Annotated in this window: 17 protein-coding genes; 15 read left to right on the plus strand and 2 right to left on the minus strand. The window is 58.6% G+C overall.

What is annotated here, in order from left to right; all coding sequences use genetic code 11:
- The 9 genes from BFP93_RS14140 to BFP93_RS14180 all read left to right on the plus strand — a co-directional run bounded on the left by BFP93_RS14140 (nucleotide 1) and on the right by BFP93_RS14180 (nucleotide 9,764).
- Nucleotides 1–1,239, plus strand: a complete 1,239-nt coding sequence (locus BFP93_RS14140; RefSeq protein ID WP_065893589.1) for a glycosyltransferase family 4 protein — start codon at nucleotides 1–3, stop codon at nucleotides 1,237–1,239.
- Between the two features lie 9 nt (nucleotides 1,240–1,248).
- Entirely contained in the window at nucleotides 1,249–2,106 is an 858-nt protein-coding gene (locus BFP93_RS14145; RefSeq protein WP_065893590.1) for a dTDP-4-dehydrorhamnose reductase family protein, read from the plus strand.
- 16 nt (nucleotides 2,107–2,122) lie between these two features.
- Nucleotides 2,123–3,133, plus strand: coding sequence for a polysaccharide biosynthesis protein (locus BFP93_RS14150; protein WP_065893591.1), 1,011 nt, complete (start codon nucleotides 2,123–2,125; stop codon nucleotides 3,131–3,133).
- Nucleotides 3,126–4,253, plus strand: coding sequence for a non-hydrolyzing UDP-N-acetylglucosamine 2-epimerase (gene wecB, locus BFP93_RS14155; RefSeq protein WP_057722891.1), 1,128 nt, complete (start codon nucleotides 3,126–3,128; stop codon nucleotides 4,251–4,253). Before BFP93_RS14150 ends, wecB begins: the two co-directional genes overlap by 8 nt.
- A 14-nt stretch (nucleotides 4,254–4,267) precedes the next feature.
- Nucleotides 4,268–5,227 (plus strand): UDP-glucose 4-epimerase family protein, encoded by a 960-nt coding sequence (locus BFP93_RS14160; protein WP_065893592.1) that lies wholly within the window; start codon nucleotides 4,268–4,270, stop codon nucleotides 5,225–5,227.
- Entirely contained in the window at nucleotides 5,224–6,252 is a 1,029-nt protein-coding gene (locus BFP93_RS14165; RefSeq protein WP_065893593.1) for an MraY family glycosyltransferase, read from the plus strand. The genes BFP93_RS14160 and BFP93_RS14165 overlap by 4 nt, the downstream gene beginning before the upstream one ends.
- A gap of 92 nt (nucleotides 6,253–6,344) precedes the next feature.
- The gene (locus tag BFP93_RS14170) at nucleotides 6,345–8,339 is read left to right on the plus strand and encodes a polysaccharide biosynthesis protein (protein WP_065893594.1); all 1,995 of its coding nucleotides are present in this window, start codon (nucleotides 6,345–6,347) and stop codon (nucleotides 8,337–8,339) included.
- Nucleotides 8,340–8,450: 111 nt separating this feature from the next.
- Nucleotides 8,451–8,783: a ComEA family DNA-binding protein gene (locus tag BFP93_RS14175; RefSeq protein ID WP_065893595.1), complete on the plus strand. Its 333-nt coding sequence runs from the start codon at nucleotides 8,451–8,453 to the stop codon at nucleotides 8,781–8,783.
- 132 nt (nucleotides 8,784–8,915) lie between these two features.
- Nucleotides 8,916–9,764 (plus strand): urea carboxylase-associated family protein, encoded by an 849-nt coding sequence (locus tag BFP93_RS14180; RefSeq protein ID WP_065893596.1) that lies wholly within the window; start codon nucleotides 8,916–8,918, stop codon nucleotides 9,762–9,764.
- 9 nt (nucleotides 9,765–9,773) lie between these two features.
- Here BFP93_RS14180 and BFP93_RS14185 read toward each other — a convergent pair whose 3' ends face one another.
- Nucleotides 9,774–9,941, minus strand: coding sequence for a DUF2897 family protein (locus tag BFP93_RS14185; protein ID WP_003172675.1), 168 nt, complete (start codon nucleotides 9,939–9,941; stop codon nucleotides 9,774–9,776).
- A 109-nt stretch (nucleotides 9,942–10,050) separates the two neighbouring features.
- Nucleotides 10,051–11,415, minus strand: coding sequence for an ethanolamine permease (eat, locus tag BFP93_RS14190; RefSeq protein ID WP_065893597.1), 1,365 nt, complete (start codon nucleotides 11,413–11,415; stop codon nucleotides 10,051–10,053).
- A gap of 392 nt (nucleotides 11,416–11,807) precedes the next feature.
- Here eat and kdpF point away from each other — a divergent pair, with 392 nt between their 5' ends.
- The 6 genes from kdpF to BFP93_RS14225 all read left to right on the plus strand — a co-directional run bounded on the left by kdpF (nucleotide 11,808) and on the right by BFP93_RS14225 (nucleotide 19,921).
- Entirely contained in the window at nucleotides 11,808–11,897 is a 90-nt protein-coding gene (gene kdpF, locus BFP93_RS14200) for a K(+)-transporting ATPase subunit F (protein ID WP_003218754.1), read from the plus strand.
- A 9-nt stretch (nucleotides 11,898–11,906) separates the two neighbouring features.
- On the plus strand, nucleotides 11,907–13,601 hold the full coding sequence (kdpA, locus tag BFP93_RS14205; RefSeq protein ID WP_065893599.1) for a potassium-transporting ATPase subunit KdpA: 1,695 nt from the start codon (nucleotides 11,907–11,909) through the stop codon (nucleotides 13,599–13,601).
- Between the two features lie 11 nt (nucleotides 13,602–13,612).
- Nucleotides 13,613–15,676 (plus strand): potassium-transporting ATPase subunit KdpB, encoded by a 2,064-nt coding sequence (gene kdpB, locus BFP93_RS14210; protein WP_256095209.1) that lies wholly within the window; start codon nucleotides 13,613–13,615, stop codon nucleotides 15,674–15,676.
- A gap of 83 nt (nucleotides 15,677–15,759) precedes the next feature.
- A complete protein-coding gene (kdpC, locus tag BFP93_RS14215; protein ID WP_065893601.1) occupies nucleotides 15,760–16,305 on the plus strand; it encodes a potassium-transporting ATPase subunit KdpC in 546 nt (181 codons plus the stop codon).
- Nucleotides 16,306–16,449: 144 nt separating this feature from the next.
- Nucleotides 16,450–19,101, plus strand: coding sequence for a sensor histidine kinase (locus tag BFP93_RS14220; protein WP_065893602.1), 2,652 nt, complete (start codon nucleotides 16,450–16,452; stop codon nucleotides 19,099–19,101).
- A gap of 130 nt (nucleotides 19,102–19,231) precedes the next feature.
- Nucleotides 19,232–19,921, plus strand: a complete 690-nt coding sequence (locus BFP93_RS14225; protein WP_065893603.1) for a response regulator — start codon at nucleotides 19,232–19,234, stop codon at nucleotides 19,919–19,921.
- Nucleotides 19,922–20,144 lie beyond the last annotated feature (223 nt).

Genomic DNA, 20,144 nt, shown 5'->3' on the forward strand with positions numbered 1-20,144 from the left:
ATGTCTCTAACTATAGCAATCGTTACTCAGTATTTTTATCCTGAGAGCTTTATCATCAATGATATTGTTGAAGAGCTGGCGTCGCTTGGCCATACCGTAGAAGTATTCACGGGGCAACCTAATTATCCGGACGGTAATACCTACGAAGGCTATGAGAGCGATTCGTGCAGCGAGCACCTTTATAAAGACTCGATAAAGGTCCATCGTGCACCGTTAAGGCCACGTCGTGCAGGCGGTGCAAAGAATCTGATCCTTAACTATCTGTCATTTGTAGTTAATGGCATCAAGCATTTTCCAAAGCAAAATGCAGGAAAAAAATTCGACGCTATCATTGTGTTCGCCGTGTCTCCCATCACTGCTGCGATCCCCGCAATCGTATTGAAACGCTCTACGAATGCGCACCTGATGATATGGGTGCAGGATTTGTGGCCCGAAACGCTGAAAGCAACCGGGTTTATAAAAAATCACTGGGCGCTGAAAGCAGTGGGTGTGCTGGTTCGGTTCATATATGCCAAGGCAGATACCGTATTGGTACAGTCTGAAGCATTTATATCGTCTGCCGAAAAGTATGTGGACAGAAGCAAGCTTGTTTATTATCCCAACTCCTATCGGCTGTCACCCGCGCCGCCAGCAGATGCCGTCAGTGTTTTACCTGATGAAATCAATCAGCTGTTAACCTCCAATTTCTGCATCGTGTTTGCTGGCAATCTCGGATTTGCGCAATCTTTGGAAACTATCGTCGATGCGGCGAAAGCCGTGACTCACCTTGGTTGCAAGATCGTGGTGGTTGGCAGTGGTAGCCGTCTTGAATGGATGAATGAGCAAAAGCGTCTGCATGCGCTGCACAACCTGGAGTTGGTGGGGCGTTTGCCATCTGAATCAATGCCGGAATTATTCTCCAAGAGTGAAGTCCTGTTGGTGACGCTCAAAAAGGACGAAATATTCACCCTGACCATTCCCAGCAAAGTCCAGGCCTATATGGCAGCAGGCAAGCCCATCTTGGCCGCCCTTGACGGCGAGGGTGCGAGAGTCGTGCAGTTGGCGGGCGCCGGCCTTTGCTCTCCCGCAGGTGACGCGGCTGCGCTGGCGAGTAATATCGAAGAAATTTATCGCAGCGAGCCCGAAAAAAGAAGCGCCTACGGGGCCGCAGGGTATCGGTTTTTCTGTGATAATTACGAAATGAAAAGCCAATGCCACCGGTTGGTCGAAATTATTCAAGATCGAATTAAAAATACCTAGAGATCCAATATGAAAATTTTAGTGCTGGGTGTGACAGGGATGCTCGGAAGTGCTGTTTTCAAGTACATCGCCAGCCATACCTCACATAGTGTGTTTGGCACCATGCGTGGTAGAGGGGGGCGTAAGTACTTCGATGAAAAGTACGCAGAAAACTTCTATTCCGATGTTGATGTCCTGGACTACGAAGCGTTGGTCGGTGTCTTCGAGCAGGCACGTCCGGACGTCGTTATCAACTGCGTGGGCTTGATCAAGCAGTTAGCCCAGGCCAAGGACCCGCTGTCGACGTTGCCGCTCAACTCGATGCTGCCGCATCGCCTGTCGAAGTTGTGCGCGCTTATTGGTGCCCGGCTTGTCCATGTCAGTACCGACTGCGTCTTCACAGGCGAGAAGGGAATGTATTTGGAGTCTGATATTTCAGACGCAATCGACTTGTACGGAAAGTCCAAGTTTATTGGTGAAATTCAAGACCAACCTCACGCCATCACCTTGCGCACCTCAATTATCGGCCATGAGCTGGCAAGCAGTGCCTCTCTGGTTGACTGGTTCCTTTCCCAGGAAGGTGCTGTAAAAGGTTTTACGAAAGCCATATTCTCGGGTGTGCCGACCTCAGAACTCGCTCGCATCATTACCGATTTCGTGATTCCCAATCCGCAGCTGTTCGGTCTCTATCATGTTTCCGCTGAGCCTATCGATAAATTCACGTTGCTGAATGAAATCGCGAAGATTTATGAAAAGAAAATCGACATTGTGCCGGACGATCATCTAGCTATTGATCGATCTCTGGACTCTACGCGATTCCGCCAGGCAGTGGGCTACGTTCCGCCTGCTTGGCCAGACCTTATTCAATTTATGCGCGCTCAGCGATAATTAGGAGATTTTACAGATGTTCGATAATAAAGTTTTGATGATTACCGGCGGTACCGGTTCGTTTGGTAACACCGTGCTGAAGCGATTTCTCGATACCGATGTTAAAGAAATCCGTGTGTTCAGCCGTGACGAAAAGAAACAGGAAGACATGCGCATTGCGCTGGGTAACGACAAGGTAAAGTTTTACATCGGTGATGTGCGTGACTATGCCAGCATTTCCCAGGCGATGGTCGGGGTCAATTACATCTTTCACGCCGCTGCGCTCAAGCAAGTTCCCTCTTGCGAGTTCTATCCGATGGAAGCGGTCAAAACCAACGTGATGGGCACGGAAAACGTGCTGAACGCGGCGATCGCCAACAATGTAGAACGCGTAGTGGTTCTAAGCACGGATAAAGCCGTCTACCCAATCAATGCGATGGGTATTTCCAAAGCCATGGCGGAAAAGCTGGTCGTTGCCAAGTCCCGGATGATCCCGCAAAGCGGTCCTGTCATTTGTTCCACGCGCTACGGCAACGTTATGGCTTCCCGAGGTTCGGTGATCCCCCTGTTCATCAATCAGTTGAAGCAGGGCGGCGAACTGACGGTAACTGACCCCAACATGACCCGTTTCCTCATGTCCCTGGAAGATTCGGTTGATTTGGTTTTGCATGCTTTTGAATATGCTGAACAAGGCGATATTTTCGTACAAAAGGCGCCTGCATCGACTGTCGAAGATTTGGCTCAAGCGCTCAAAGAGCTGTTCGAGTGCATGAATTCGATCAAGGTGATCGGCACGCGTCACGGCGAGAAGCTTTACGAGTCGTTGATTTCTCGCGAAGAAATGGCCAAGGCAGAAGACATGGGCCGTTACTACCGGATCCCTGCGGACAATCGCGATCTGAACTATGAGAAATATTTCGTAGAGGGTGAAACGCATATTTCGGAGTTGGACGACTATACATCACACAACACTGAACGCCTGGATGTTGAGGGTGTTAAAGCGCTGCTGATGAAGTTGGAGTTTGTTCGGGAGCAACTCAATGCTTAAAGTCATGACCCTGGTGGGCACTCGGCCGGAACTCATCAAAATGAGCCGCGTGATCGCAGAACTGGACAAACAGACCCACCATATTTTGGTGCATTCCGGTCAGAACTACGATTATGAGCTTAACCAGGTATTTTTTGATGACCTGGATATTCGTAAGCCTGACCATTTCCTGGGCGCTGTAGGTGATACCGCGGCCCAGACGATCGCTCAGGTTATCGCTAAGTCGGATGAGTTGTTCGAGTCGGAAAAGCCGGATGCACTCCTGCTCTACGGGGATACCAATACCTGTCTGGCTGTCATTTCTGCCAAGCGCAGAAAAATCCCGGTTTTCCATATGGAAGCGGGTAACCGTTGCTTCGACCAGCGCGTGCCCGAGGAGCTGAATCGCAAGGTTCTCGACCACCTCAGCGATATAAACATGGTGCTGACCGAGCACGCCCGTCGCTATCTGCTGGATGAGGGCGTGCGCCCGGAAACGATCATCAAGACCGGGTCGCACATGGCAGAAGTTCTGGACTTCTACATGCCCAAGATCCAAGCGTCCGATGTACTGGCTCGCGAAGGGCTGACCTCCGGTGGCTTCTTTATTGTCAGCACGCATCGTGAAGAGAACGTAGATACCCCGGATAATCTTCGGGATCTGATTGGCTCGCTGAAGGCACTGGCTGACGAGTACAAGCTGCCTATTATTGTTTCCACACACCCAAGGACGCGTAAGCGCCTTGAAGCATTGGGTGAGTCGCTTGACCATCCACTGATCCGCTTCGTTAAACCGTTCGGTCTCCTTGACTACATCAAGTTGCAGATGGAAGCGTTTTGCATTCTGTCCGACAGCGGCACCATCACTGAAGAGGCGTCTTTGCTGAACTTGCCAGCGGTGACGATTCGCAACGCTCACGAGCGGCCAGAAGGAATGGATGAAGGCACGCTTATCATGTGTGGCCTGACGACTGATCGCGTGCTGAACGCTGTCAGGGTCGTGACCAGCCAGCATGTACGTGGCGAACGAGTGATGTCGGTGGTAGGCGATTATTTGGGGGGCGCCGTCTCCAAAAAAGTCGTGCGCATTGTGCACAGCTATACCGATTACATTAATCGCACCGTTTGGTCTAAATCCTAAACAAGGAGTTTGGTGTGCGCATATTTGTGACTGGGGCATCTGGATTTGTTGGTAGCCGGTTGGTCCAAGTGTTATCCGCTCGTACAGATGTTCAGGTCACGGTTGCCGTCAGAGACCCCGGTTTTTCCTGTCCTGGCGCCGATCAAGTGGTTCAATTCGACGACCTGTCGCGCGCTGATTTTTCGGGTGTTCTGACGGGGGTTGAGGCGGTTGTTCATTGCGCGGCTCGCGTTCATGTGATGAACGATTCCGAGGCCGATCCGCTTGAAGCCTTTCGCCGCGTCAATGTCCAGGGCACCCTGGCCCTGGCGCATCAGGCGGCGCAGGCTGGTGTGCGACGCTTTGTGTTCCTCAGTTCAATCAAGGTCAACGGTGAAGGCACGGTCTCGGGCGCACCTTATACCGCCGATCAGCCGCCGGCACCGTCGGACCCTTACGGCATATCGAAGATGGAGGCCGAACAGGGTCTCCTGGAGTTGGCTGCAACGACAGGGATGGAAGTGGTGATCATCCGTCCGGTGCTGGTTTATGGCCCGGGTGTAAAGGCCAACTTCCTGAGCATGATGCGTTGGCTGCACAAAGGTGTGCCATTGCCTTTCGGCGCCATTCATAACGCGCGCAGTCTGGTCGCGCTGGATAACCTGGTTGATCTTTCGATTACCTGCATCACTCATCCAGCCGCCGCCAACCAGGTATTCATGGTCAGTGATGGCGAAGATCTTTCAACCACTGTTTTATTACGCAAAATGGCGTCTGCGCTGGGCAAACCCGCGCGTCTTCTTCCCGTTCCAGCCTCGTTGCTGAGTGCGGCCGCAATTACCCTGGGCAAACGCAGTCTGTCCCAACGGTTGTGTGGTTCCTTGCAGGTCGACATTGGGAAGACGCGTACCCTTTTAGGCTGGACGCCTCCGCTGTCGGTTGATGAGGCGCTCAAGGTCACGGCGTCTGCTTATATGGAAAGTCAAAACACATGAGTTATTGGTGGATCGTTCCGGTTGTTGCGTTTGTCTCGTTTGTCATGACCGCTGTGCTTAGGCGCTATGCGTTATCTCGAAGCATCATTGATATACCGAACGCACGGAGTTCACATTCTGTTCCTACGCCAAGGGGCGGCGGGGTAGCTATTGTATTGGCCTTTCTTGCGGTACTCCCGCTGGTCGGGTGGCTGGACCTGGTCCCGTGGCCTTCGCTCGTTGCAGCAGGCGGCGCCGGAGTGGTAATAGCCGTCCTGGGCTTTATGGATGACCATGGACACATTGCAGCTCGCTGGCGTTTGGCAGGGCATTTTGCTGCGGCGGCATGGGCGTTGTTCTGGATCAACGGACTGGCCCCGCTGAACATATTCGGATGGGCCCTGGATCTGGGGCTTGTGGGTACTGTGCTGGCTGCTGTCTATATCGTCTGGATGCTCAATCTCTACAATTTCATGGATGGAATTGACGGTATCGCCAGCGTGGAAGCGATTTGCGCCTGCCTGGGCGCCTGTTTGCTTTACGTATTGGGCGGTCACCCGCAGATGATCTGGCTGCCTTTATTGCTGGCAGCGGCAGTGGGGGCATTTCTGGTTTGGAATTTTCCACCGGCCAAGATTTTCATGGGGGATGCCGGTAGCGGTTTCCTGGGGATTACCTTGGCCTTCTTCTCACTGCAGGCAGCCTGGGTCAAATCGGATTTTTTCTGGGCATGGTTGATTTTGCTCGGCGTCTTCGTCGTCGACGCGACCTGCACGCTTGTTCGTCGCTTGGTAAGGGGTGATAAGGTTTACGAAGCACATCGCAGTCATGCTTATCAATTTGCCTCGCGCAAATATGGCAAGCACCTGCCAGTGACCATGGCCGTTGCTGCCATCAACGTTTTTTGGCTTTTGCCTATTGCGGCGGGTGTAGTCTTGAGCGGATGGGATGGCACATGGGCTTTGGTTGTTGCCTACTTGCCGTTGGTCGCGCTGGCGATAAAGTTTCATGCCGGCGAGCTCGAGATGATGGTCGCGCAGAAGTAAAGGTTATCGTAGTCGGTCAGCGAGTCCTGAAAAGCCCGTGGATGGCTTTGCAGTATTAGGCATTGGAATGTACAGAGGTGTTCGAAGGGGTTATGGATAAGTTACGGGCGTTCTTAGTCGGTTTGCCTCGACGCAAAAAGCGGCTGATTCAGGTCAGTACCGATGTAATGGTGGTCTGGGCTGCATTGTGGCTTGCTTTCGTCGTACGTCTGGGCGTCGATGAAATGGCTAATCCAATCATCGCTCACCTTTGGCTGTTTATTGCCGCACCTGTCGTGGCGATACCCCTGTTCATTCGTTTCGGTATGTACCGAGCGGTGATGCGGTATTTCGGTAACGATGCGCTGATTGCGATTATCAAGGCGGTCAGTCTTTCATCGCTGATTCTCGGCGTGGTCGTATATTGGTACAGCAATCACCAGAATGTGGTCCCGCGCTCGATCATTTTCAACTATTGGTGGCTCAGCCTGATCATGGTCGGCGGCCTGCGTCTGGCGATGCGCCAATACTTCCTGGGTGACTGGTTTACGGCGGCTCAGCACGTTCCGTTCACTAGCCGGGAAGATGGTCTGCCGCGCGTTGCTATTTATGGCGCGGGCGCAGCCGGCAACCAATTGGTCGCGGCGTTGAGGATGGGCAGGGTGATGCGCCCTGTCGCGTTTATCGACGATGATGAAAGCATCACTGATCGCGTCATTTCGGGTCTGCAGGTGTACAAGGCCAAACATATCCAGCGAATGATCGATACCACTGGCGCCCAGGAAATACTGTTGGCCATCCCTTCCTCCAACCGTGGGCGTCGCCGTGAAATCCTCGGTTTCCTCGAAGGCTTCCCGCTCCACGTACGAAGCGTTCCGGGTTTCATGGACCTGGCCAGCGGTCGCGTCAAGGTCGATGACATCCAGGAAGTCGACATCGCCGACTTGCTGGGTCGCGACACGGTGCCTGCACAGGACGAGCTCCTGGAACACTGCATCAAGGGCCAGACTGTTCTGGTCACTGGCGCAGGCGGTTCGATCGGTTCCGAGTTGTGCCGGCAGATTCTGGCGTTGCGTCCAACGACGCTGCTGTTGTTCGAACACAGTGAGTTCAATCTCTACAGCATCCTGTCGGAACTTGAGCAGCGCGTGGTCCGTGAGTCGTTGCCCGTCAAGTTATTGCCCATCCTTGGTTCTGTGCGTAACCCGTCCAAACTGCTGGATGTGATGAAAACCTGGCGCGTGGATACGGTTTATCATGCTGCAGCGTACAAGCATGTACCGATGGTTGAGCACAACATCGCAGAAGGTGTGCTGAACAACGTCATCGGGACGTTGAATACTGCCCAGGCCGCCCTTCAAGTTGGTGTTTCCAACTTTGTTCTGATCTCTACGGACAAAGCCGTGCGCCCGACCAATGTCATGGGCAGTACCAAGCGTTTGGCCGAACTGACCCTGCAGGCGCTCAGTCGTGAACTGGCTCCCGTATTGTTCGGTGACAAGTCGAATGTCTCCCGCGTCAACAAGACCCGTTTCACGATGGTTCGTTTCGGCAATGTACTGGGTTCTTCGGGCTCGGTGATTCCGCTCTTTCACAAGCAGATCAAGTCTGGCGGCCCATTGACGGTCACCCATCCGAAGATCACGCGTTACTTCATGACGATCCCTGAAGCGGCGCAGTTGGTGATTCAGGCAGGCTCCATGGGCCTGGGCGGTGATGTGTTTGTGCTGGACATGGGCGAGCCGGTGAAGATTGTCGAGCTGGCCGAAAAAATGATTCATCTGTCCGGCTTGAGCGTGCGTTCCGAAAAGAATCCCCATGGCGATATTGCCATCGAATTCTCCGGCTTGCGTCCCGGCGAAAAGCTTTACGAAGAGTTGCTGATTGGCGACAACGTCGTCGCGACCCAACACCCGATGATCATGAGTGCCAACGAAGATTATCTGTCATGGGAAGTCCTCAAGGGCAAGCTCACTGAGTTGCTTGCAGCGGTGGATGAAGACGATTACACCCGCGTCCGTCAGCTCCTGCGCGACACGGTCAGTGGCTATGCGCCCGACGGCGAAATCGTTGACTGGATCTATCAGCAACGTCGCCTGGAGCCGTGAGTTAACACCCTGTTACTCAACCGCTTTTGACACCCTCCAACCATCGCCTAAGTTAGAAAAGCAGCTTCGGAAAAGCTGCTTTTCTCTTACCGATGTCATGGAGCGTCACCGATGCAAAACACCTACGTTTCCTCCCTTGTCTTTGCCTTCCTCGCCAGCCTCTCTGTCGCCACCACCGCAGCCCCATCCGTCAAACCTGAAGCCCCAACCCCCATCTCCGCGCAAATGATCAAAGCCGAGCAATCCGCCAAGGTCAACCTCAACGCGGCCGATGCTGAAACCCTGCGCCGCGATTTGTTCGGTATCGGCGCCGCCAAGGCGAAAGCGATCGTTGCTTTTCGCGAAAGCAATGGCCCGTTCACTGCGGTGGATGAGTTGCTGGAGGTAAAGGGTATTGGCAAGGCCCTGCTGGAGAAGAATCGCGACAGGTTGATTATCAACTGAAGAACGTAGCCACGAAGGCCGATCATTGATCGGCCTTTTAGCCTGTGTGTTTCTAGCCCAGTCCTGGCATGAAATGTGGTTACCTCAAGATTATCGATTGTTCGACAGTCACCCTTGATGGAGGATCGCCCCATGTACAAAGACTATCCGGCCGCCTACCAAGTCAGCAAAGGCTCGGCATTACAGGTGGATACGGCGTTCTACGAGCGCATCCGGGATCGCCGGGACCAACGCACGCTGGTCGGACAGTTCGAGGTGCCTATCCGCACGGGCAGGGCATGGAAAGTCCCTGCCGGGCATGTCTTCCGCGTGACCACTCCGGTGGGCCCGCAAGTGGGGGATTTCAACGTGTGGAACGCCAATGATCCGCGCGAGCGCCTCTGGGCAGCTCGCACTCGGCAACTTCAAGGTGCCCATGTCGGCACCCACGACCGTTTGTGGTCGAACCTTCCGTTCCTGCGGCCACTGGTCACCATTACCGATGACAGCCTGGCAGGCTACGGCATCGATGAACATGGCGGGCGCCTGCATGATTTGCTTGGCACGCGCTGCGATCCTTATGTGAACCGTATGCTCACCGGGGAGGACTTTCATCATCATTGCCATTCGAACCTGACTCGCGCGGTATTGCCCCACGGTCTGACGGAATTCGATGTGCACGACGTGCTGAATATTTTCCAGTGCACCGGACTCAATCACGATGACATGTACTTTATGAAAGCCTGTCCGGCACAGAAGGGCGATTACCTGGAGTTTTTTGCCGAGATTGATTTGCTGTGCGCGCTGTCGACGTGTCCGGGTGGGGATTTGTCGCTGCCGATGTGGGGGCCGGACGCGCAGGACCCGTTGACGGTGTGTCGTCCGTTGGGGGTAGAAATCTACCAATTGGAGGAGGGGTTGCTTGAAGGCTGGAGTCAGCCCGAGCGTGCTGCCTATAAAGGGCAGCACGGGTTGCAGATTGCCAAGGCGGCTTGGGAGTAACCCCAGGGCTCAACGATCCTGGGCATCCTTGGCATCCGCCTGCGCATTGCGCTCGGCCACGCGTTTGCGTTGTTCGTCGGTGAGTTCCACTTTGTTGGCGCTGTCGCGCAGCATCATCAATCCACCGACGATCGATCCGATCGCAACAACCATAATCAACCACGCATACCACGGCATAAGGCTCTCCTTGAGGCAGGTTGCCGGGGGAGAATTCTCCCACGAATAACTGCTTTGAGTTACGGGCGTTCTGAGTAGTTCAGTGTAGGCCCGTTCTGCCTCACGAGTCTTATAGCCCGGTCAACATTGCATCTGCCGGCGCATCGGCGCGGTCTTGGGCGGTCAGTTGGAAGTAGATGAAGCCCACGGCCATGAAGCCAAGGAAGATCAGCCCGATCAGTGTATTGAACCAGGCCATCGCCACCAGGCACACCACGGCCAGTACCAGCGCGATGCCCGGTACGATGGGGTAGCCCGGTGCGCGGAAAGTCCGCTCCAGCAGCGGTTCGGTTTTGCGCAATTTGAACAGGCTGAGCATGCTCATGATGTACATGACGATGGCGCCGAACACCGCCATGGTGATCATCGCGGCGGTCAGGGTCATGCCGCCAAGGTTGATCAGGCCGTCGCTGTAGATGGCCGCGATGCCGACCACGCCGCCGGCGATGATGGCGCGGTGAGGTGTCTGAAATCGCGACAGTTTGGCCAGGAAGGGCGGCAGGTAACCGGCGCGCGCCAGGGCGAAGAACTGGCGCGAGTAGCCGAGGATGATGCCGTGGAAACTTGCCACCAGGCCGAACAGGCCGATCCAAACGAGCATGTGCAACCAGCCGGAGCTTTCGCCCACCACGGTTTTCATGGCCTGGGGCAGCGGGTCGTTGATGTTTGACAGGGTGCGCCAGTCGCCCACGCCGCCCGCGAAGAACATCACGCCCATGGCCAGGATTACCAGGGTGAGGATGCCGCTGATGTAGGCTTTTGGAATGGTGCGCTTGGGATCTTTCGCTTCTTCGGCGGCCATGGCCGCGCCTTCGATGGCGAGGAAGAACCAGATGGCGAAGGGGATCGCGGCGAACATGCCGGCAATCGCCGGGGCACCGAAGGTGTCGGAACCGGCCCAGCCGTTCAGGGCGAAGTTGCTGAAGCTGAAGGCGGGCGCCACCACGCCCATGAACACCAGCAGCTCAGCGACGGCGAGCACGCACACCACCAGTTCGAAGGTGGCGGCGAGTTTCACGCCGAGGATGTTCAGGCCCATGAACACGATGTAGGCGCCGACGGCGGCGTGTTTCGGGTCCAGCGCTGGAAACTGCACGTTGAGGTAGGCGCCGATGGCCAGGGCGATCGCGGGTGGCGCGAAGACAAACTCGATCAGGGTTGCCAGGCCGGCGATCAAGCCGCCTTTTTCACCGAAGGCGCGGCGGCTGTAGGCAAAGGGGCCGCCGGCGTGGGGAATCGCCGTGGTCAGTTCGGTGAAGCTGAAGATGAAGCAGGTGTACATCGCGGCGACCATCAATGAGGTCACCAGAAATCCCAGTGTGCCGGCCACACCCCAGCCATAGCTCCAGCCGAAGTACTCGCCGGAAATCACCAGCCCGACAGCGATGCCCCATAGATGCAGGGTGCCCAAGGTGGGTTTGAGTTGTGTGTTCATTGTGAGGAGTTCCCTGAACGGTTGGAATGATTCAGGGTGTTGCAGTGGGCATGCCAGCCTGAGAATCATTGTCGTAAAGCGATGCAACTGTCGTGTGGAAGATGGTTTGGCGTTTGAAAATTCTCATCATTGCACCAGGCAGGTGCAGCCCTGCCCGGACCGCCGCCATCGCGTGCAAGCCGGGCTCCCACAGTGGACCGCATTCCAGTATGGGAGTGGGCTTGCCCGCGATGAGGCCCAGCCAGCCACTGCAACCCCCCAGTAAACCGCGCATAAAGCCATTCTTTACGCCATCTTTACGCCCCGCGCCCCGCCTCGCTCTCGTTCCTTTACACCCCTCCTGCGGACAATTGCCCCACACGCGGCACTCGCCGTTAAACGGAGAAACTTCCATGAGCGTTCTGGACGGGGTGTCACTGCTATTGGCCGTGGCGCTGTTCATTTATCTGCTGGTTGCGCTGTTACGCGCGGATCGGAACTAGGAGCGGGCTATGCACAGTTATGACTATTGGCTGATCATCGCCTTCTTCGCCGTGGTACTGGTGCCGGCACCGTTTCTGGGGCGGTTCTATTACAAGGTGATGGAAGGCCAGCGCACGTGGCTGACGCCGGTGCTTGGGCCTGTCGAGAAAGCCTGTTATCGCCTGTCGGGTGTCGACGATCAACAAGAGCAAAGCTGGCAGAAGTACATGCTGGCCTTGCTCGCGTTCAACCTTGCGGGCTTCCTGCTGTTGTTCGCCATCCTGTTGTTTCAGGACTATCTCCCACTCAACCCGCAGAAATTGCCGGGCCAGGAATGGACGCTGGCGTTCAACACCGCGGTCAGTTTCATGACCAATACCAACTGGCAGAACTACAGCGGCGAAGCCTCCCTGAGCTACCTCAGCCAGATGGTCGGCCTCACCGTGCAGAACTTCGTCAGCGCCGCCACCGGCCTGGCAGTCCTGGTCGCGCTTTGCCGTGGGATTGGTCGCAAATCCACCGCGACCCTGGGGAATTTCTGGGTCGACATGACCCGCGCCACGCTCTACGGTTTGCTGCCGCTGTGCCTGGTGCTGGCGCTGTTCCTGGTATGGCAGGGGGTGCCGCAGACGTTCGCCCATTACGTTGACGCCGTGACGATGCAGGGTGTGGATCAAGTCATTCCCCTGGGCCCGGCAGCCAGCCAGATCGCGATCAAGCAACTGGGCACCAATGGCGGCGGCTTCTTTGGGGTGAACTCGGCGCATCCGTTCGAAGACCCGACGGCCTGGGCCAACCTCTTCGAAGTGGCGTCGATCATCCTGATCCCGGTCGCCCTGGTGTTCACCTTCGGTCACTACGTCAAAGACCTGCGTCAGAGCCGCGCGATTCTCGCGTGCATGCTGGCCCTGTTCCTGATTGGCGGCGCGACGTCGCTGTGGTCCGAGTACCAGCCCAATCCGACCCTGAATAACCCGGCCGTGGAACACACCGCGCCGCTGGAAGGCAAGGAAACACGCTTCGGCACCACCGGCACGGTGCTCTGGTCGGTGACGACCACTGCGGCCTCCAACGGATCGGTCAACGGCATGCAGGACAGCCTCAACCCTCTGAGCGGCATGGTGGCGCTGGTCAACATGATGGTTGGCGAAGTGATTTTCGGCGGCGTCGGTGCCGGTCTGTACGGCATGTTGCTCAACGTGTTGATCGCGGTGTTCCTCGCCGGCCTGATGATCGGCCGCACCCCGGAATACCTGGGCAAGAAGCTTCAGGCCAAGGAAGTGCAATTGCTCGTCGTGACCCTGCTCGTAATGCCGGTGGGTGTGCTCGTGCTGGGTGCCATCGCCGCCAGCCTGCCGGGCCCGGCCGGGGCCGTCAGCAACCCTGGGCCCCACGGTTTTAGCCAGTTGCTCTACGCCTACACCTCGGCCAGTGCCAACAACGGTTCGGCGTTCGGCGGTTTCAGCGGCAACACCGCGTTTCACAACCTGATGCTCGGCCTGGGCATGTTGATTGGCCGGTTCGGTTACATCCTGCCGGTGCTGGCCCTCGCCGGTAGCCTGGCGATGAAGAAGACCGCACCGATTGGCCAGAACAGTTTTCCGACCCACGGCCCGTTGTTCGTGACGCTGTTGACCGTGACCATTTTGCTGGTGGGCGGCCTGACGTTTCTGCCGACACTGGCGCTGGGCCCGATTGCTGAACACCTGAGCATGGGCTTCTAAGTCAAGGGGATATGAGAATGAACATGTCTGTAAAAAATGCTGCCCCCGCGCGCACTCAGGAGCCCGCCAAAACCGCGATCTCTGCGTTGTGGCGCCCGGCGCTGGTCCAGGCGTTCGTCAAGCTGGACCCCCGTCAATTGCAACGTTCGCCCGTGATGCTGGTGGTCGAGCTGACCGCCATTCTGACCACCGTGCTGTGCTTTGTGCCCGATACCAGCGTGCCGACTTTCGTGGCCGTGCAAATCGCGGTGTGGCTGTGGTTCACCGTGTTGTTCGCCAACTTCGCTGAAGCCTTGGCCGAAGGCCGTGGCAAGGCCCGCGCCGACAGCCTCAAGGCCGGCAGTGAGGGCCTGAGCGCGCGCCGCAAGGAGGCCGACGGCAGCTTCAAGGTGGTACCGGCCACCAGCCTGCGCAAAGGTGATGTGGTGCGCGTCGCGGCAGGCGAAATGATTCCTGGCGACGGCGAAGTGATCGAAGGCATCGCCGCGGTCAACGAAGCAGCGATTACCGGCGAGTCCGCCCCGGTGATCCGCGAGTCCGGCGGCGACCGCTCGGCCGTCACCGGTAACACTCGACTGGTATCGGACTGGCTGCTGGTCCGCATCACCGCCAACCCCGGCGAGTCGACCCTGGACCGCATGATCGCGCTGGTGGAAGGCGCCAAACGCCAGAAAACCCCCAACGAAGTTGCACTGGATATCCTGCTGATCGGCCTCACCCTGATCTTCCTGCTGGTGGTGGTTACCCTGCAGCCGTTCGCTCACTTCGCCAATGGCAGCCTGCCCCTGGTGTTCCTCGTCGCACTGCTGGTGACGCTGATTCCCACGACCATTGGCGGCTTGCTCTCGGCCATCGGCATTGCGGGCATGGACCGTCTGGTGCGGTTGAACGTGATCGCCAAGTCCGGTCGCGCGGTGGAAGCGGCAGGGGATGTGCACGTGTTGCTGCTGGACAAGACCGGCACCATCACCTTCGGTAACCGTCGTTGCACCGCCGTGGTTGCGGCGCCCGGTGTCAGTGGTCGGGAAGTGGCTGAAGGCGCGTTGTTCGCCTCCCTGGCCGATGACACGGCGGAAGGCAAGTCCATCGTCGAATACCTGCGCGCCTTGCACCCCCAGGCCGAGCCGACGCTGGAGCAACTGATCGCCGTACCGTTCAGCGCGGAAACCCGCTTATCCGGTGTCGATTACCAGGGCCGCGTCTTTCGCAAGGGTGCGGTGGATTCGCTGCTGGCGTTTATCGGCCAGCAACGTAGCGACCTGTTACCTGCGCTGTCGCGGGAAATCGACAAGATCGCGCAGAGTGGCGGCACGCCGTTGCTGGTGTGCGCCGATGGCAAGTTACTCGGTGCGATCCATCTCAAAGACGTGGTCAAGCCCGGTATCCGCGAGCGTTTCGCCGAGCTGCGCAAGTTGGGCATTCGTACCGTGATGGTCACCGGCGATAACCCGCTGACCGCCGCCGCGATTGCCGCTGAAGCCGGCGTGGATGATGTACTGGCTGAAGCCACGCCTGAGAAGAAACTGGCGCGTATCCGCCATGAACAGAACGACGGCCGTCTGGTCGCCATGTGCGGCGACGGCGCCAACGACGCCCCGGCACTGGCCCAGGCCGATGTCGGCATGGCGATGAACGACGGTACCCAGGCTGCGCGGGAAGCCGCGAACATGGTCGACCTCGACAGCGATCCGACCAAGCTGCTGGACGTGGTGCAGATCGGCAAGGAGTTGCTGGTGACCCGGGGTGCGCTGACCACCTTTTCCATCGCCAACGACGTGGCCAAGTACTTCGCGATCCTGCCGGCGCTGTTTGCCTCGATCTATCCGCAACTGGGCGTGCTCAATGTCATGCACTTGCAGAGCCCGCAGAGTGCGATCCTGTCGGCCATCGTGTTCAACGCGCTGATCATCGTGGTGCTGATTCCCCTGGCCCTGCGCGGTGTGCGCGTGCAAGCCGCGAGCGCGGCCGCGCTGTTGCGCCGCAACCTGCTGATCTACGGCCTGGGTGGGCTGCTGGTGCCCTTTGTGGGCATCAAGGCGATCGACATGCTGCTGACGGCGCTGCACCTGGTTTGAGCCTGATCATTCCCACGCTCAGCGTGGGAATGCCGCCCCGGACGCTCCGCGTCCCACCGCATCACTGCACCGAGGAGTCTGAAATGTCCAACATCATCCGCCCAGCCCTGAGCCTGCTGGTACTCATGACCCTGATCACCGGCGTCGCCTACCCGCTGGTGGTGACCGGCGTCGCGCAAGTAGCCTTTGCGGACCAGGCCAATGGCAGCCTGGTGCGCGATGCCAGCGGCAAGGTGCGCGGCTCCAGCCTGATCGCCCAGGATTTCAGCGGCGACGGCTGGTTCCACCCACGCCCTTCGGCCGGCGCGTTCGCAACGGTTTCCAGCAGTGCCAGCAACCTTGGCCCGAGCAACCCCGCACTGGCCGCGCGTATCTTTGACGACGCGACTAAACAACAGGTGCCAGGCCAGGGGCCGGTACCGTTGGCCTCGCTGACGACCTCCGGCAGCGGGCTCGATCCACACTTGCCACCCGAGGCAATTGCCTATCAACTGGCGCGAGTGGCGGCCGCACGAAATGTACCGGTGTCGACCTTGCAGCGGCTGTTGGATGAACACATCGAAAGCCCGTTGGTAGGCCCGCCCGTAGTCAACGTGCTGGCGCTGAACATGGCCCTGGAAACACTCTGACCCCTGTGGGAGGGGGCTTGCTCCCGATAGCGCTGGTTCAGTTGAAATAGCTGTTACTGACACACCGCTATCGGGAGCAAGCCCCCTCCCACATTTGATCTTCATTGAACCTGACTACTTTGAACACCTGAGGAACCCCCGCGCATGAGCGACTCCGGCCGCGCCGATGCCCTGCTAGCCGATCTGCCCCGCAACGGCCGTGGCCGGCTCAAAGTTTTCCTTGGCGCCGCGCCCGGTGTAGGCAAGACCTACGCCATGCTCCAGGCTGCCCATACTCAACTGCGCCAGGGTGTGGCTCTGATCGCCGGGGTGGTCGAGACCCACGGCCGCGCCGAGACCGAAGCCTTGCTCAGCGGTTTGCCGCAACAGCCGTTGTTGCGCAGCGAATACCGGGGCGTAATGCTTGAAGAAATGGACCTCGACGGCCTGCTCGCGGCCCGGCCCAAGCTGGTGCTGGTCGATGAACTGGCCCATAGCAACGCTCCCGGCAGCCGTCATGAAAAGCGCTGGCAGGACATCCAGGAACTGCTCGCAGCCGGCATCAACGTGTTCACCACGGTCAACGTCCAGCACCTGGAAAGTCTCAACGACCAGGTGCGTGGCATCACCGGCGTGCAGGTGCGTGAAACCCTGCCGGACTGGGTGCTGCAGGAGGCCGACGAACTGCTGCTGATCGACCTGCCATCCCGCGAATTGCTCGAGCGCCTGCGCGACGGCAAGGTGTATGTGCCGGAACAGGCGCGTGCGGCCATCGATGCGTTTTTCACCCAGACCAACTTGATGGCCCTGCGCGAGCTGGCCATGCAGACCGCTGCCGCCCATGTCGACGACGATCTGGCCCAGGGATATCGCCAGCTCGGCCAAGCGGCGCCGGCGGTGCGGGGTCGCCTGCTGGTGGGGGTCGATGGCGATGCGCAAGCCGAACGCCTGGTGCGCCATGCCAGCCGTGTCGCCCAGCGGCGGCATTTGCCGTGGAGCCTGGTGCATGTCGACAACGGCCGCGCGCGGGATGAACAGTCACGGCTGCGCCTGCAGAATGCCCAGCAACTGGCTGAACGCCTGGGCGGTGAGGTGGTGTTGCTGCGGGCCGGCGAGGTGGCCAGGACGTTGATCCAGCATGCCGCCGAGCGCCGCGCCAGTCTGGTATTGGTGGGGCAGTCGCGCATGCGCTGGCGCCGACGGCTGTTCGGTGGCGGCCTCGCCGCACGCTTGCTGCGCGATGCGCGGGGCCTGGAAATCAACGTGCTCGACAGCGACGATAGGCCAGCAGCGCCGCGCTTGCCGGATGTGCGTGGGCTGCGCTGGTTCGATTATGCCCTGGCCGTGGTGGCCACCCTGGTTGCGGCCGGCCTGGCGTGGGGCGTGTCCAGCCTTTTGCCGTTGCCGAATATCTCGCTGGTGTTTCTCGCTGCGGTGCTGCTGGTGGCGGTGCGCAGCAGCCTGGGGCCTTCGCTGGTGTGTGCGGCGTTGTCGTTCATGACCTACGACTTTCTGTTTATCCCACCGAATTTCTCCTTTTCCATCCAGCGTGAAGAGGACGTCCTGACGCTGTTGTTTTTCCTGTTGATGGCGGCGCTCACCGGCAACCTGGCCGCACGCCAGCGTCGGCAATTACAGGCGCTGCGCGATACCCAGGAAGAAACCAGCGAGCTGCTCGACCTGTCACGCAAGCTCACCGCCGCCACGGATCGCCAGGCGGTCATCAGTGCAGCGGCTCATCACCTGCAAGGCTGGAATGAGTTGGATCTGTGCCTGGTCAATCGCGACGGCCAGGGCGGTTGGACGATCGAGACTGGTGGCCCGCTGACCCTCACCGAGGCCGAGCGTGCCGCCGCCGACTGGGCCTGGCAGCACGACCAACCGGCAGGCATGGGCACCGGCACCTTGCCGTTTGGACGCTGGTGGTGGTGGCCGTTGTCGGGTGAAGAGGGCCCCTTGGGCTTGCTGGGCGTCAGCGCGAAAGCCGGCATGGAGTTGAGTGGCCAACGCCGTCGCCTGCTCACGGCATTGAGCCAGCCGTTGGCCCAGGCGTTGGCGCGTGCGCAGTTGGCGCAGGAATTGGAGTCCGCGCGTTTGCACGGTGAGACCGAACAACTGCGCAGCGCCTTGCTCGCCTCCGTCTCCCATGATTTGCGTACGCCGCTGACCTCCATGCGCGGCAGTATCGACAGCCTGCTGGCGCTGGGTGAGGCGATCCCCTTGGAGGACCGTCGCGAATTGCTCGAAGGTACCCGTGATGAAGCCGAGCGCCTCGACCGCTATATCCAGAACCTGCTGGACATGACCCGCCTGGGCCACGGTGCGCTGAAGCTGGCGCGCGATTGGGTGTCGCCCGGGGATATCGTCGGCAGTGCCCTTGGCCGCCTTCGCGCCGTGCTGGCGCCTTTGCAGGTCGACACTGATGTGCCGCCGGACTTGCCCTTGCTCTATGTGCATGCGGCGTTGATCGAGCAGGCCCTGGTCAATGTCATGGAAAACGCCGCGCGCTTTTCGCCGCCCCAGGGCCGCTTGCAGTTGAGCGCCGGTGTGTCGGACGGCCAGGTGTTTTTTGCCGTAGCCGATGAGGGGCCGGGAATTCCGGAGGACGAACGGGCAAAAATCTTCGATATGTTCTACACCGCTGCGCGCGGTGATCGCGGCGGGCAGGGCACCGGCCTGGGGTTGGCGATCTGCCAGGGCATGGTCGGCGCGCACGGTGGGCACATCAGTGTGGCCGACGGTATTGAAGGGCGGGGCACCTGTATTACCTTGTTCCTGCCATTGCCTACACAACCTGCCCTGGAGCAAAACCTGTAGGAGCGAGCTTGCTCGCGAAGGTCGTTAACGATAAAGATGGCTTCCTGAATGTACGCGGCGCCTAGAGGTTTTTTGCGAGCAAGCTCGCTCCTGCATGGGTTGGTTTTTAATTGATTTTAACTGAGACACCATGAGCCAGACCTCGACGATTCTCGTCATTGATGACGAACCGCAGATCCGCAAATTCCTGCGCATCAGCCTGGCCTCCCAAGGCTATAAGGTGATCGAAGCCGGTAGCGGCAACGAAGGCCTTGCTCAGGCGGCGTTGAGCAAACCGGACTTGCTCGTCCTTGACCTGGGCCTGCCCGATATGGACGGCCAGCAGGTGCTGCGCGAGTTTCGCGAGTGGTCGACGGTGCCGGTATTGGTGCTCTCGGTGCGGGCCAGCGAAGCGCAGAAGGTCCAAGCCCTTGACGGTGGCGCCAATGACTACGTGACCAAGCCGTTCGGTATCCAGGAGTTCCTCGCCCGTGTGCGCGCCTTATTGCGTCAGGCTCCGGCGGGGGAAACTCAGGAGGCTGCGTTGAGTTTCGGCCCGCTGACGGTGGACCTGGCCTACCGCCGTGTTCTGCTCGACGGCGTCGAAGTGGCACTGACCCGCAAGGAGTACGCGGTGCTGGCGCAACTGGCGCGGCATGCTGGGCGGGTCATTACCCAGCAGCAATTGCTCAAGAACATCTGGGGGCCGACCCACACCGAAGACAGCCACTACCTGCGCATTGTGGTGGGGCATTTGCGCCAGAAGCTGGCGGATGACCCGATGCAGCCGAGGTTTATCGTGACTGAGGTGGGGGTGGGGTATCGGTTGCTGGGTGCTTGAGTTTGCCGGGGCCTGAAGCGGCCTCGCACACTTTGAATGTATTCACAGATCAAAATGTGGGAGGGGCGGTGCGACGATTCGACTTGCCCCCGATGGCGGCCTCTGGGCTGGCCGGGATGTTGGATTGGGCCGAGTACATATCCATTATTTAGGTAACGGCCACTTAGGGTTCCGCCCTGACGGCGGGTCACTTTGGAAAAGCCCCAAAGTAACCAAAGGGCTC

This window comes from Pseudomonas sp. 44 R 15 (genome assembly GCF_900004965.1).
GTDB classification, from domain to species: domain Bacteria; phylum Pseudomonadota; class Gammaproteobacteria; order Pseudomonadales; family Pseudomonadaceae; genus Aquipseudomonas; species Aquipseudomonas orientalis_A.

Bases quoted from the DNA above. Each gene is read 5' to 3' on its own strand.
- BFP93_RS14185 (WP_003172675.1), bottom strand. From the start codon at position 9,941: ATGCCGTGGTATGCGTGGTTGATTATGGTTGTTGCGATCGGATCGATC.
- kdpA (WP_065893599.1), top strand. From the start codon at position 11,907: ATGCACAGTTATGACTATTGGCTGATCATCGCCTTCTTCGCCGTGGTA.
- BFP93_RS14165 (WP_065893593.1), top strand. From the start codon at position 5,224: ATGAGTTATTGGTGGATCGTTCCGGTTGTTGCGTTTGTCTCGTTTGTC.
- kdpF (WP_003218754.1), top strand. From the start codon at position 11,808: ATGAGCGTTCTGGACGGGGTGTCACTGCTATTGGCCGTGGCGCTGTTC.
- BFP93_RS14225 (WP_065893603.1), top strand. From the start codon at position 19,232: ATGAGCCAGACCTCGACGATTCTCGTCATTGATGACGAACCGCAGATC.
- kdpB (WP_256095209.1), top strand. From the start codon at position 13,613: ATGAGAATGAACATGTCTGTAAAAAATGCTGCCCCCGCGCGCACTCAG.
- BFP93_RS14145 (WP_065893590.1), top strand. From the start codon at position 1,249: ATGAAAATTTTAGTGCTGGGTGTGACAGGGATGCTCGGAAGTGCTGTT.
- BFP93_RS14150 (WP_065893591.1), top strand. From the start codon at position 2,123: ATGTTCGATAATAAAGTTTTGATGATTACCGGCGGTACCGGTTCGTTT.
- BFP93_RS14220 (WP_065893602.1), top strand. From the start codon at position 16,450: ATGAGCGACTCCGGCCGCGCCGATGCCCTGCTAGCCGATCTGCCCCGC.
- BFP93_RS14180 (WP_065893596.1), top strand. From the start codon at position 8,916: ATGTACAAAGACTATCCGGCCGCCTACCAAGTCAGCAAAGGCTCGGCA.
- BFP93_RS14140 (WP_065893589.1), top strand. From the start codon at position 1: ATGTCTCTAACTATAGCAATCGTTACTCAGTATTTTTATCCTGAGAGC.
- BFP93_RS14175 (WP_065893595.1), top strand. From the start codon at position 8,451: ATGCAAAACACCTACGTTTCCTCCCTTGTCTTTGCCTTCCTCGCCAGC.
- wecB (WP_057722891.1), top strand. From the start codon at position 3,126: ATGCTTAAAGTCATGACCCTGGTGGGCACTCGGCCGGAACTCATCAAA.
- eat (WP_065893597.1), bottom strand. From the start codon at position 11,415: ATGAACACACAACTCAAACCCACCTTGGGCACCCTGCATCTATGGGGC.
- BFP93_RS14170 (WP_065893594.1), top strand. From the start codon at position 6,345: ATGGATAAGTTACGGGCGTTCTTAGTCGGTTTGCCTCGACGCAAAAAG.
- kdpC (WP_065893601.1), top strand. From the start codon at position 15,760: ATGTCCAACATCATCCGCCCAGCCCTGAGCCTGCTGGTACTCATGACC.